Consider the following 12,688-nt stretch of genomic DNA (forward strand, 5'->3'; position numbering starts at 1 on the left):
TTAGGTCTGAATGTGAATTGATTTTAGTTTGGAGGGAAAAATATGCGCGTAAATATTACTCTAGCTTGCACTGAATGCGGTGAGCGTAACTATATTACTAAAAAGAATAAGCGAAACAATCCAGATCGCGTTGAATTCAAAAAGTATTGCTCACGTGATAAAAAACAAACTGTACATCGTGAAACAAAGTAAGCAGCAGGGAATTTTCCTGCTGTTTTTTTATGATGGGAGATGATCTGTATGAAAAAGGAGCTTCGCCTTCAAACATTAGCCAAGCTTGATCAGATAAGCGCTGAAGAATTTGAGCGCAGCACGGCTTTACTTCATGAACACTTATTGCAGCTGCCAGCATGGAAACAGGCGAAAACGATCGCTTTGACGATGTCTAGAGGAAAAGAGATACCGACAATGCCTTTAATTGAAAAAGCGTGGGAAGAAGGAAAAACAGTATGTATCCCTACCTGTTTTCCGAAAACAAAAGAGATGATGTTTTATGAATATACACCCGAAACAAAGATGACATCCAGCTACTTTGGGCTATTGGAACCAGACCCTCAAGTATCAACAGCTGTACATAAAGAAACCATTGATTTAATCATTGTACCTGGGGTATGCTTCGATCAAAAAGGCTACCGGATTGGATTTGGGGGCGGCTATTATGACCGCTACTTAGCTGACTATCACGGGGTAACCATTGCACTTTGTCTGTCTTTACAGCAAATCAGGCAAGTGCCGTCTGAAGCATACGACATACCGGTGTCTATGATTGTCAGTGAAAAAGGCACGTTATATCAAAAGTAAAAGTCCGCTGATTGTCCAAAGAACGGGCTTTTTGTTGTTTCATAAGGTCATGGCATGCTGATAGGAGGTCCGTTTTGAAAAAATTTCGTGGAAAGAAAAGATACTTCCGCAATATGTGGGAGGAAGTGAATACTTGTGACCTAAAACTCGATCAGGATTCATGGTTTTATTTTTGGCATACGCATCTTGATTTTTTTGGGGTCGGGGAAAATAGCTTAAAAATAAGAAGAGAGCATATCAAAGCCCATATCGCTTTATATCATAGGCTGCTAAAACAGCTCGAAGGCTTTGAAAAGCCATACCAAACATGGATTTGTATTCACGAACATGCCCCTGGTTTAGACGCTGTATATGTTCATACATCAAATCCATACGACAGTTACTTCCCTCACAAGATGGAAGAGGTAGAGCGGAATTGTAAGCTGCCTCATACGTTCAAGGATTTAATCGACCATCATCAATTTGACGTTTTTTATGATCAACCAGAGTGTGAAGAGGTCTATTATATTCAATCAAAAGAACAAGGGATTAGTTTGTAAAAGCAGAAAGCATTGTAAGCGATAAAAATGATGGTTCATGCATAAACAAATCCTATTTAAGCCACGATACGAACATAGGAGGGAATATGATGAATAAAATGATTTGGAGCATTGTGTTCACATTGTTTGCATTCGTTCTCGTGCAAAATCGTTATCGGCTGATGAATTTGATCTTAGGTCAAAATCAAGTGCGTCACTTTTTTATTAAGTGGCTGATGAAAGTCCCGTATTTTCGGACGAAATTTATTCGCCAAGCATTCTAATCCCGCAGACGCCGGGATTTTTTTATTCAGAAATGCGGATATGAACGATTCTTGTTATAATAATGTAAAAAATGGAGCGCGAATGAATGAATGTCATAGATAGTTTATTTTGGCGAGTTGTTGATGAATTAAGACAAAAAGGGTACGAGATGATTCAAAGTCCGTATCCAGAAGATGAAATATTTTTTGAAGCACCACGAAACTCAGGGTATGATCTCATCCGTCTATATAGAAAAGATGTCAATTTTAAACAGGAGATCGTTCGAGATATTGAAGAGCAGACGTATCGGATGGATCAGCTGAGAGAGGCCATGCGTAAACGTTCTCTTCATCTCTTACAGCTCCAATTTACAGCTGACTACCCTGTAGATGATTGGGAGGACCTAAACGGTCAACCGCAAAAAAAGCAAAAGGTGACGGTTACACCTGTATTACTGAATGCAGGTACTCTTCAACACGACGTTAACGAGCTGCAAAAATGGCTCAATACATCGCTGACAGTGGATGTAGAAGAGGCAAAAAGAGACACAGCTGAAGATGTCATCCAGCTTAAAGTGAGCGTACTTCAAGCATTTGATGATCAGGAAAAGCAGCGTGAACGAGAACGGGCCGTTTTTCAAAATGGCAGACCGATTTTCACCTACCTGTTCATCGCTGTTCAAGTGGTGATGTTTCTTTTACTTGAACTATTTGGCGGAAGTACCAATACGGCAACTTTGACAGCGTTTGGTGCTAAAAATAATGGGCTGATCTTAGATGGAGAATGGTGGCGCCTGATTACACCAATGTTTTTGCACATTGGCTTGACGCACTTACTCTTTAATACATTTGCTCTTTGGTCTGTCGGAGCGGCTGTTGAGAAAATTTATGGCTCATGGAGATTTTTGCTCATCTATTTCATTTCCGGCATTTTTGGTTCCATAGCGAGCTTTGTATTTAATACGGCCATCGCAGCCGGTGCATCAGGCGCGATCTTTGGATGCTTAGGTGCACTATTATATTTGGCAATTTCTAACCGCAAGCTCTTCTTCCGGACGATGGGGACAAATATTATTGTGATCATCCTCATCAATTTAGGGATCGGCTTTACCGTATCAGGTATTGATAACGCAGGGCACCTTGGCGGTCTGGTTGGCGGTTTTTTAGCGGCTTTAGCTGTCCGGCTCCCTAAACAAGTGCAGCCTGTCAAAATGTTTCTTGCTAGTGTTGTTCTACTGTTGATTGGTGGTTTTGGATTGTATACAGGGTTTCATTCAGACGATCAAAAGGAAGCGGCAGCAGTAAGTGAGGCAGCAAGTTTATTTGATGACAAGAACTATAACGAAGCAAGTAAACGTCTAGAGAAATATGTACATCAAAAGGATGCATCAGCTGAGGCTCTCCATATATATGCTCTATCGGAAGCGCAGCTCGGCCACCTTGACAAAGCGATTGGATTTTTACAAAAGTCGCTTAAAAAAAATCCAGATGATCCAAATAAACTGTATCATCTATCGTTGTTGTACGTAGAAAAAGGAGAGACAGCGAAAGCAGAGGATCTAATAGAAAAAGGGTTAGACCAAGATCCAAAAAATGATCAATTTTTAAAGCTGAAACAATATATTGAAAACAAGCAAACACATTGAATGGCTTGACTGAAAGCGCATTTATGAATACGCTTATCCTATCTGTTGATGAGAAGAAATGGTGGAAACAATGAAAACGTTATATGATGTACAGCAGCTGCTCATGAGATTTGGAAATTATGTGTATTTCGGAGATCGTGAAGTGGAATTAGAATTTATGGCAGATGAACTGAAGGAAATGTATACATCGGGCATTATTGACCGGACAGAATGGTCAAACGCAATGACGATTCTTCAAATGGAACTAGCCAAATTAAATCGAAAAACAATGTGAAGGTGGAAGGCATATGATCGGGGATTGGTTTGTAGGAGTTGATCTTGGCGGTACGACAATTAAGCTTGCGTTCATTAATTTATATGGTGAAATTCAGCATAAGTGGGAGATTCCTACGGATAAATCAGGGCAGACGATCACAGTCGATATTGCCAAATCAATTGACCACAAATTAGTCGAAATCAGTATGCCCAAATCAGCGCTGATTGGGATTGGAATGGGTGCACCTGGGCCTGTAGATAAAGTATCTGGGATTGTCTATAAAACAACGAATCTCGGCTGGACAAACTATCCACTCAAAGATCACCTAGAGGCAGAGACAGGACTTCCATCTGTCATCGAAAATGATGCGAATATTGCTGCACTCGGTGAAATGTGGAAGGGTGCAGGCGATGGCGCAAAAAACATCCTGATGGTCACACTTGGCACAGGTGTTGGCGGCGGCATTATTGTAAATGGTGAAGTTGTTCAAGGTGAGACAGGGGCTGGCGGAGAAATTGGCCATATTTGTGCCGTTCCATTCCAAGGAGCACCTTGTAATTGCGGGAGAACAGGCTGTATTGAAACCATTGCATCTGCGACTGGCATCGTCCGGCTTGCAAAGGATAAATTAGTAACAGAGCAGCATACATCTTCACTTGGCACGCTCACTTCGCTGACTGCAAAGGATGTGTTTAAGGCTGCTGAAAGAGGAGATGATCTTGCCATGCGTGTCGTAGAAGAAGTGACGACTCATCTTGGGCTTGTGTTAGCGAATCTTGCCAGTGCGTTAAACCCAACAAAAATCGTGATTGGCGGCGGTGTTTCAAAAGCAGGTGAGCTCCTTCGCAGTAAAGTAGAACGCGTTGTTAAGCATCACGCATTTCCGCCTTGCGCTGATGATGTCGAAGTCGTGATTGCCTCTCTCGGAAACGATGCAGGAGTCATCGGCGGTGCATGGATGGCAAAAAACAAATGGTTGTCTTAAACAAAAAAGTCATCATGATGTCATTTTTATTAAAAAAAGCGATAGATGGGCATGAAATGAAATGTTTAGCATATTCATAAGTTTGTCATGAGGAAAAAGACATTGATTTTCCAGCACATACAGGATAAGATATAGTTTAGTTATTTTTGAAGAAGCACCAATAATTAGGGTGTATCCCTAGCTTGAGTGCTCGCTTAGCATAAGGAGGTTACAATGCGAAAGAAAAGATTAAAGGCGATTTCATTTTTACTGATTGCGACATTGCTCATGTGGGTCAAAACCTATGTTATCTATAAATCTAGCTTCAATATTAAAATAGAAAATTTCATGCAGGAGTTTATCCTGTTTATTAATCCGCTTAGCTTTATCTTGTTTATCTTCGGTATCGGTTTATTTATGAAAGAAAAAAATCGCAATCGATATATCATCGTGACGAGTTTTATTCTGACATTTATTTTGTTAGCTAACATTGTGTTTTACCGATTCTATAGTGACTTTTTAACCATCCCCGTCCTATTTCAAACAAACAATATGGGTGACCTCGGGTCAAGTATTACCTCTTTAATTGAACCAGTCGATTTATTGATGTTCGTGGATATCATCATTTTAATGTGGCTCTATAAAAAGCAGCCTTCCTTTAGAACGGATATCACCATTTCACGAAAAGAACGAGCAGCCTATTATTTATTTGTGGCAGCGACTTTCTTCTTTAACCTTGGTTTGGCTGAAACAGAGAGACCAGAACTGCTCACTCGCTCTTTTGACCGTGAGATGCTGGTGAAAAATATTAGCTTATATAATTTCCATATTTATGATGGAGTGCTGCAATCGAAACAGTCTGCTCAACGAGCCCTTGCTGACAGCAATAGCTTAACAGAAATTGAAAACTATGTAAGTGCAAATCAAACCGACCGTAATGAAAAGACGTTTGGTCAAGCAAAAGGACGAAATGTCATTCTTGTCTCACTTGAATCTACACAAAGTTTCGTGATCAATGAAAAACTAAACGGGAAAGAAATCACCCCGTTTTTAAACAAATTAATCAAGAAAAGCTACAACTTTACTAATTTCTATCATCAAACAGGTCAAGGGAAAACATCTGACTCAGAGTTTATTGTTGATAACTCTCTCTATCCACTTGGAAGAGGGGCTGTGTTCTTCACAAATCCAAGCAATGAGTTTACAGCCACACCTGAGCTGTTAAAGGATGAGGGGTACCATTCTTCTGTCATTCATGCGAATAACAAAAGTTTCTGGAACCGTGACCTGATCTACGATAGCTTTGGCTACGATAAGTTTTTTGATATTAAATCATTTGATGTAAATGAAGAAAATTCAGTTGGCTGGGGGCTGAAAGATGGTCCATTCTTCGAACAGTCAGCGGAATTGATGAAATCGATCCCGCAGCCTTTCTATACGAGATTGATTACATTAACGAATCACTTTCCGTTTGATCTAGATGAAGAAGATAAGCTCATTGATGAATATGATTCTAAGAGCAAAACGCTAAACAAGTTCTTTCCTACAGTGCGATATCAAGATGAGGCGCTGAAGATTTTCTTTGAAAAAATGAAGGAAACAGGTTTGTACGAAAATTCCATCTTTGTTTTATATGGGGATCACTATGGAATTTCAGAAAACCATAACGAAGCTATGGGGCAATTTTTAAATAAAGAGATTACGCCATTTGAAGAAGTACAGCTTCAAAAAGTCCCGTTTGTTGTACACATTCCAGGGATCACGGATCAACATCCAAAAGAAATTGATACGGTAGGTGGTCAGGTCGATCTCCGCCCAACTGTACTCAATCTATTAGGAATTGATACAAGTAAACAAATTCAATTTGGCCATGATCTTTTATCGAAAGATACTAATGATTTTACCGTGCTTCGTGATGGCAGTTTTATTACGAAGGACAGTGTGTTCACAGATGGTGTTTGCTACAATAAAAAAACGGGTGAGCCAAGAGATGATGAGACTGTGTGTCAGTCTTATGAAGAGAAGGCAAAGCAAGAGCTCCAATTCTCTGATCAAATCATCTATGGGGATCTCCTTAGATTTTATGACCGGAATAGCCCGGACCATTCTCCATCCAAAAAAGAAGATGAAACGCAGCTGAAAAAGGCGTCCTAACATACGAGAAAACCTCTGTTATTTTTAAATGCAGAGGTTTTCTTTTTTTGTCTGCCGGCTCATATAGTATGAGAGGAGGGATGTAAATGAAGACAACGTCGTTTGGGAAAATTGAATGGCAGCTAGATGGAGAGGAAAAGGATCATGTAGCAAAGCAGTTAGGGATAGGGAATGCAGCTTTCCATTTATCCAATCAAATCAGCAATGAGTACCTCCTTTTACCGGGATATCGACTTCCGGAAGGTATCCATTCATTTTCTTCCATAGGTGAGCTGCAGAAATTTATTGCGCCTTACAGGCTGCAGCAATCCGATGATTGGATCAATGGAACCTTTGAATATGATAGTGCTCAATTAGAAGAAGAGCTGAGCCACTTGAAAGCCGCATTTCCTTTTCTTCAAATGAGCATAATAGGTCATTCAGTGCTTGATACACCTATTTATGAAATCCGAACAGAGCCTGTTCAGCATTTACATTCTATTCATTTGAATGCCTCTTTTCATGCAAATGAATGGATCACGACGTCTGTTTTAATAAAATGGCTGAAATCGCTGTGTTTGGCTGCATCTGACCCGGTGCAAGCAAGGCATCATGAAGCCGTTCATATTCTGCGAACCACAGCTCTCTCTATCGTACCAATGGTGAATCCAGATGGTGTGGACCTCGTACGAAATGGACCAGAGTCACTTGGTCTGAGCAGTGAAGAATTCACACCGCTATATGATGGATATGCTGATTATCAGGAGTGGAAAGCAAATATACGAGGGGTGGATTTGAACAATCAATTTCCTGCTTATTGGGAGATCGAATACTACCGTCATGAGACTAAGGCTCCGTCCAATCGAGGCTTTCCTGGGTATCAGCCGCTAACAGAACCAGAAGCGAAAGCGATGGCAAATCTAGCGTTACGAAAACGCTTTGACAGGCTTGTTGCTCTCCATACACAAGGAGAAGAGATATACTGGGGCTTTCTTGGTCATGAATCAGCCATCTCAAAAGAAACGGTCAAACGATTCGAACAAGTAAGCGGCTATAAACCGATTCAATATCTTGACAGCTATGCAGGCTATCGCGATTGGTTTATTTATCAATGTCACAATGAGGGCTATACAGTCGAGCTTGGCCTAGGAAAAAATCCTCTTTCCATGAATCAATTTGACACCATCTATGAGAAAACAAAGCGGTTGTTATGGGAAGCATGTAAGTGTTAAAAAGCACCTGTCAGGTGCTTTTTACATTTGAACATGAAGTAATTTCTTATTGTCAATAAAAATAATGTTAGGGCAATTGACGAAGGCCACCTTGTGAGCTATTGTGAAAGATATGGATGTAAAAAAAAGGATATGTTTAGGGAGATGTCGATCATTGAGTGCTCAAAGCCTGTGGAAAAGGAATTTCACTTACTTATTTATGTCTAAAATGTGCAAAATAACAGCTGATAGTTTATCTTTCAACACCATCTTGTGGCTTTTAGTACTAGGCGGAAAAGGGGCAATTGGAACAGCCTTTTTTATTGCGGTCAGCTTTGTTCCGCAAGCCATTGTTGGGCCGCTAATTACCCCAATGATGAAGCCGCATCAATTGAAATTTTGGATGTGTTTTGCTGATTTAACAAGAGGAGCGATAATCCTTGTGATTGTGGTCAGTTACTTTTATGGTTTCACGCCATTAGCACTTGTTATTGGCTGTATGCTGCTTCATTCGGCAACTGGTGGCTCCTACGAACCGGCGTCTGTATCAATTATTCCAAAGCTTGTCCATGAGGACCTCATACAAAAAGCGAATGCAACTATTCAATCAGCAAGTCATGTAGTCAGGCTTGTGACGGTCACGGTTTGTGGTGTCATGATTGCGTTTGTAGGGGTAGGATATACAATGCTTGTGATTATTCCTCTTTATCTCTTGTCTGCTTTACTCGTATTAATCATTACATATGAAACAGAAATCATCATTGATAAAGCCAAAAAAGGGTTATCATACGGCAAAAGATTGATTCGGGGATTTTCTCTTGTTAGAAGGCACCATATTTTGTTCCCATTGGCGATTTTTTGTGTCTGCTCGAACTTTGCTGCCGCACCATGGGAAGCATTGTCTGTTATTTATTTAACAGAGGATTTACATAGTGGACCAGTTATCTATTCATTTATTAAAGTCACAACGGCACTAGGTGCATTCTTGATGGGGTTTGTTTTGACAAAGGTAAAAGTGAACCGGTATGGGCTGCTGTTTATAGGTGCCGGGATTGTTGATGGAATCTCGTTCTTTATAACAGGCATGAACGCATTTTTACCACTTGTATTTATATCAGCTTTTGCATTAGGTGCCGCCATCAGTGCAGTCAACGTGCCTGAACATACAATGATTCAATTGTCAGTAAAAGCAGAGGATCAGCCGCAAGTGTATGCAATTATCAATATGATCTCCTTCTTCATGATCCCGTTAGGCGCTCTCATTGGCGGCTATATGGCAACACGATTTGGGTCAGGGTATGTCATTGCGGCCGGCGGCATCATTGAAGCTGTGTCAGGGATATGCCTGCTGCTATTCACAAAGATTGGGAAGGTAGAGAGGGCGGATTTGACGATAGAACGGGACAAGCCTTCTTTAAATGCAACGTGAGCATGGCATGATGGATTGCGAATAGGTTACAATGAGGACGAGAAAACATGAGGATTTGAGTGGAAAGGGGCAATAAACATGGCCATAGCAGATGTCACTATCATTCCAATAGGCACGGAAACACCAAGTGTCAGTGCTTATGTAGCAGATGTACAAAGAATTTTAGAAGGCTTTCAAAAAGAAGGGAAAATTAATTATCAATTAACACCAATGAATACGTTAATTGAAGGTGAATTATCCGTTTTATTTGAAGTCATTCAGCGCATTCATGAAGCACCTTTTGAAAAGGGATTGCACCGCGTCGCGACCAATATTCGCATTGATGACAGGCGGGATCAAACCACAACGCTTACAAGCAAAATAGAAAGCGTGAATAAGCACTTGAATCAATAAAAAAAGCCTGCTAAATGCAGGCTTTTAATGTGCAGTTGGATAACCGCTATAGATGATGGTCATGACAGTAAACCAGCCAAAAACCAAAAATGTTGCGCCAGCAAAAGCGATGGCAAGTACGTTCACTTTTTTAAGTGAGCGATAGATCCCGAGTGCAGCTAAAATCGTGACTAGACCAAAAATAATGACGAGCATCATGTGAAAGTCCCCCTTTGTCATCAATCCCCTTGATTTCCTTTCTTTTCATTTTAACCGTTTTCATAAAGCTTGTCGAGTAGATTCCAGTTGACGATTGTTTGAATTTTTATTGTGTAGCCTTCATAATAAAAAAGAATGAATAAAGTAGGTGATGAAAATGAATTGGAGAAGAATTCCACTAGGCTATGTACAAGCGAATGCGTATATTTGGAAAAATGAGCACGGAGAATGCTTAATCTTTGATCCAGGCGGTGAAGCACAAAAGCTGATTTCCTATGTAAAAGAAAAACAGCTCACACCGCTTGCTGTCTTACTGACACATGCTCATTTTGATCATATCGGTGCAGCAGATGAGGTGCGCGCAGAGTGGGGAGTGCCACTCTATGTACACGAGAATGAAAAAGAATGGCTCACGAACGCTGAATTAAACGGTTCAGCTCGATTGATTGGGAATGGAATTACGGTCAAAGAAGCAGAAAAATTAATTACGTCAGAAGGAACGCTTCAAATTGGATCGTTTACATTAGAAATGTTCTACACTCCTGGGCATTCACCAGGTAGTGTATCTTACTATTCGGCGGAAGAAGGATTTGTGATTTCTGGTGACACGTTATTTGAAGGCGGCATCGGGAGAACCGATTTAGTAGGGGGCAGTCAAGAAGTGCTGCTTCAATCAATTCATAACAAATTATTGTCATTACCAGAATCAACTCTTGTTTTAAGTGGACATGGCGGTGAAACAACTGTACTCACTGAACAAGAACAAAATCCATTTATCAATGGTTTTTCTCTTTAAACGTATGAAAAAAAGCATCTCTTTTGATAGAGATGCTTTTTTCAATTAATGTCCGGTACCGGGAACCATGATGAAAATCGAATAATATGTAAATCCGGCAAAGAAAATCGTCAAGTACGCTCCGAAAATGTAAATATACATTCTTTCGGATAAATTCAAGTAGGATAAAAATACAAAAAGAACGGTTTGACCGAAGAACAGCAACGATGCATCTTTCATATGCCCTAAATAGAACATGACAGCAAAAATACCCGTCCAAAAGCCAAGCACGCGGAACATGCGATTCATTTCTTTCCCTCCCCTTAAAAAAACCCCTTTGATTCATATTATAGCTGATCACCACTTGTTATGTAAACATTTACATTTTTGACAACGTGTGAACATTTATTTTACGAGTAGAAAAAATTTTTTTGAAAAAGTGATCAAAACGTGTTTATGCCGAAATACATGAGGGTACTTACTCCATAAGAGAAAAGGTTAACGACCTAAGGAGGAAGACTAATGAGTGACATTACTTTTTATTCGTACCCGAGCTGCACGTCTTGCCGCAAAACAAAACATTGGCTAAAGGCGAATCAAATTGATTTTAAAGAGCGTCACCTTTTCAGAGAAACGCCAACCCTAGATGAATTAAAAAAGATTCTTTCCTTAACAACAGAAGGAATGGATGAAATTTTAGCCACACGAAGCCAGGCTTTTAAAAGCTTAAATTTAAATATTAATGATTTAAAAGTAAACGAGGTTCTTCAGCTTCTTATTGAAAAACCTAAACTGCTCCGGAGACCAATTATCATTGATGGAAATAAATTAGTAGTAGGCTATAATCCCGGAGAACTCATGAAAATATCAAAAAAGAAAGCGATTCATCAATCAGTTTCCTAATAAAAACGAAGATCAGCTGAAACATGCTTCAGCCGTCTTCGTTTTTGTGCTGAACTGGGCTAGCTGGGTTCGAACCAACGATCACGGAGTCAAAGTCCATTGCCTTACCACTTGGCTATAGCCCAATATCAAACGTGTAATGATATTGTTCACCATCTGCGGTCATTTATACATAAAAGTTGTATGTCACTAGTTTTAAGTGAAAAAGGAGCGGGAGAAGTAAATGAAAAATGAAAAATCGAAGCAATTATATGAATTTATCCTAAAAGAAGCCCCTGTCATGACCGAAGAATGGCTGAAAACAAGAACTGAAGAAGGCTCATTATATTCCAAACATGCTTCAGAGGAAACGGAAATGAAGCTGAAGGAACAGAACACAGCGTTTATTCAAACCATTGCAGCAACACTTGTGACACTGTCAGACAAAGTAGAAAATCATTTGAAAAAGTGGTCTGTTGATATCGCACGTGATCGAGCCGTTCACGAGGTGCCTTTATATGAAATCATTGGACAATTTAAGATATTTCGTCAGATTTTCTGTTCCAGAATCGAGAAATTCATACTAGAAACCGAGCTTGAAGTGACGCTCCAAGATGTATGCGGGTGGAATCAGCATTTTCATTCCACGTTTGATGATATGATCGAGCGTTTATCAGAAGAATACGACCGCGTGACACTGAGTCAGCTAAATGCACAAAGAGAGATGATTCAGGAACTGAGTGCTCCTGTTATTCCAGTTTCAAAGGAAATCGGAATTTTGCCGCTCATCGGAGAGATTGATACGTACCGGGCCAAAATTATTTTGGAATCCGTGCTAGAACAGGCTTCAAGACTGCGTCTAACGCATTTGTTTATTGATATATCAGGCGTACCGATCGTTGATACGATGGTTGCTTATCAGCTGTTTAAAGTGGTGGATAGTGCGAAGCTTCTAGGCATTGAGACGATTATTTCAGGCATCCGCCCAGAAATTGCTCAAACCGTTGTGAAACTCGGCATTGATTTCTCAAAAGTAAATACAGAACATAGCCTTGCAAAAGCCTTGGAAAAAAGAGGATTTCGTATTTTTGAAGAACAGCCGCAAGAAGCCACATGACCAAAAAACCTGCACTTGTAAAAGTCAGGTTTTTTTATATGCACTTTTTTAAAAAACCACGTTTTCCATCGCAAGTTGATGGTTTTTTCACTTGATTAGGCG

16 protein-coding genes and 1 tRNA gene are annotated in these 12,688 nt (G+C 40.1%); 14 read left to right on the top strand and 3 right to left on the bottom strand.

All coding sequences use genetic code 11. The features are described from left to right. Positions 1–42: 42 nt before the first annotated feature. From rpmG to MHI11_RS07355, 11 genes are all read left to right on the top strand, one after another. The gene (rpmG, locus tag MHI11_RS07305; RefSeq protein ID WP_012010579.1) at positions 43–192 is read left to right on the top strand and encodes a 50S ribosomal protein L33; all 150 of its coding nucleotides are present in this window, start codon (positions 43–45) and stop codon (positions 190–192) included. A 48-nt stretch (positions 193–240) separates the two neighbouring features. Further along, on the top strand, positions 241–801 hold the full coding sequence (locus tag MHI11_RS07310) for a 5-formyltetrahydrofolate cyclo-ligase (RefSeq protein ID WP_044140958.1): 561 nt from the start codon (positions 241–243) through the stop codon (positions 799–801). Positions 802–875: 74 nt separating this feature from the next. After that, on the top strand, positions 876–1,340 hold the full coding sequence (locus tag MHI11_RS07315; protein ID WP_044140959.1) for a hypothetical protein: 465 nt from the start codon (positions 876–878) through the stop codon (positions 1,338–1,340). An 89-nt stretch (positions 1,341–1,429) separates the two neighbouring features. Further along, the gene (locus tag MHI11_RS07320) at positions 1,430–1,603 is read left to right on the top strand and encodes a hypothetical protein (RefSeq protein ID WP_165840198.1); all 174 of its coding nucleotides are present in this window, start codon (positions 1,430–1,432) and stop codon (positions 1,601–1,603) included. Between the two features lie 86 nt (positions 1,604–1,689). Further along, positions 1,690–3,228, top strand: a complete 1,539-nt coding sequence (locus MHI11_RS07325) for a rhomboid family protein (RefSeq protein WP_044140960.1) — start codon at positions 1,690–1,692, stop codon at positions 3,226–3,228. A 70-nt stretch (positions 3,229–3,298) separates the two neighbouring features. Continuing rightward, positions 3,299–3,502 (top strand): YqgQ family protein, encoded by a 204-nt coding sequence (locus tag MHI11_RS07330; RefSeq protein WP_008342322.1) that lies wholly within the window; start codon positions 3,299–3,301, stop codon positions 3,500–3,502. Positions 3,503–3,515: 13 nt separating this feature from the next. Further along, positions 3,516–4,469 (top strand): ROK family glucokinase, encoded by a 954-nt coding sequence (locus MHI11_RS07335; RefSeq protein ID WP_340960770.1) that lies wholly within the window; start codon positions 3,516–3,518, stop codon positions 4,467–4,469. 213 nt (positions 4,470–4,682) lie between these two features. Then, complete coding sequence (locus tag MHI11_RS07340; RefSeq protein ID WP_044140962.1) at positions 4,683–6,602, top strand: LTA synthase family protein; 1,920 nt, start codon at positions 4,683–4,685, stop codon at positions 6,600–6,602. A gap of 86 nt (positions 6,603–6,688) precedes the next feature. Continuing rightward, entirely contained in the window at positions 6,689–7,813 is a 1,125-nt protein-coding gene (locus MHI11_RS07345) for a M14 family metallopeptidase (RefSeq protein ID WP_106065592.1), read from the top strand. A 154-nt stretch (positions 7,814–7,967) separates the two neighbouring features. After that, positions 7,968–9,221 (top strand): MFS transporter, encoded by a 1,254-nt coding sequence (locus MHI11_RS07350; RefSeq protein WP_111911055.1) that lies wholly within the window; start codon positions 7,968–7,970, stop codon positions 9,219–9,221. A gap of 78 nt (positions 9,222–9,299) precedes the next feature. Beyond that, positions 9,300–9,614 carry an MTH1187 family thiamine-binding protein gene (locus MHI11_RS07355; protein ID WP_034662003.1) on the top strand — a complete coding sequence of 105 codons (315 nt, stop codon included), beginning with the start codon at positions 9,300–9,302 and terminating at the stop codon, positions 9,612–9,614. A 24-nt stretch (positions 9,615–9,638) separates the two neighbouring features. Here the strand turns inward: MHI11_RS07355 and MHI11_RS07360 are convergent, their stop codons facing one another. After that, on the bottom strand, positions 9,639–9,812 hold the full coding sequence (locus MHI11_RS07360) for a DUF2759 domain-containing protein (RefSeq protein WP_003217333.1): 174 nt from the start codon (positions 9,810–9,812) through the stop codon (positions 9,639–9,641). 157 nt (positions 9,813–9,969) lie between these two features. Between MHI11_RS07360 and MHI11_RS07365 the strand changes: the two genes are divergently transcribed. After that, on the top strand, positions 9,970–10,608 hold the full coding sequence (locus tag MHI11_RS07365) for an MBL fold metallo-hydrolase (RefSeq protein ID WP_340960772.1): 639 nt from the start codon (positions 9,970–9,972) through the stop codon (positions 10,606–10,608). A 45-nt stretch (positions 10,609–10,653) separates the two neighbouring features. On the opposite strand, the gene MHI11_RS07370 is transcribed toward MHI11_RS07365, so the two are convergent. Then, positions 10,654–10,896, bottom strand: a complete 243-nt coding sequence (locus MHI11_RS07370; RefSeq protein ID WP_003217440.1) for a DUF2626 domain-containing protein — start codon at positions 10,894–10,896, stop codon at positions 10,654–10,656. Between the two features lie 213 nt (positions 10,897–11,109). Between MHI11_RS07370 and MHI11_RS07375 the strand changes: the two genes are divergently transcribed. Continuing rightward, positions 11,110–11,490 (top strand): Spx/MgsR family RNA polymerase-binding regulatory protein, encoded by a 381-nt coding sequence (locus MHI11_RS07375; RefSeq protein ID WP_007501232.1) that lies wholly within the window; start codon positions 11,110–11,112, stop codon positions 11,488–11,490. 54 nt (positions 11,491–11,544) lie between these two features. Here the strand turns inward: MHI11_RS07375 and MHI11_RS07380 are convergent. Next, positions 11,545–11,615: transfer RNA gene (locus tag MHI11_RS07380), tRNA-Gln, on the bottom strand. Positions 11,616–11,713: 98 nt separating this feature from the next. Here MHI11_RS07380 and MHI11_RS07385 point away from each other — a divergent pair. Further along, positions 11,714–12,586 carry an STAS domain-containing protein gene (locus tag MHI11_RS07385; RefSeq protein WP_003217438.1) on the top strand — a complete coding sequence of 291 codons (873 nt, stop codon included), beginning with the start codon at positions 11,714–11,716 and terminating at the stop codon, positions 12,584–12,586. The last annotated feature ends 102 nt before the right edge of the window (positions 12,587–12,688 follow it).

Origin of the sequence: Bacillus sp. FSL K6-3312 (assembly GCF_038007485.1) — a bacterium.
Taxonomy (GTDB): Bacteria; Bacillota; Bacilli; order Bacillales; family Bacillaceae; genus Bacillus; species Bacillus pumilus.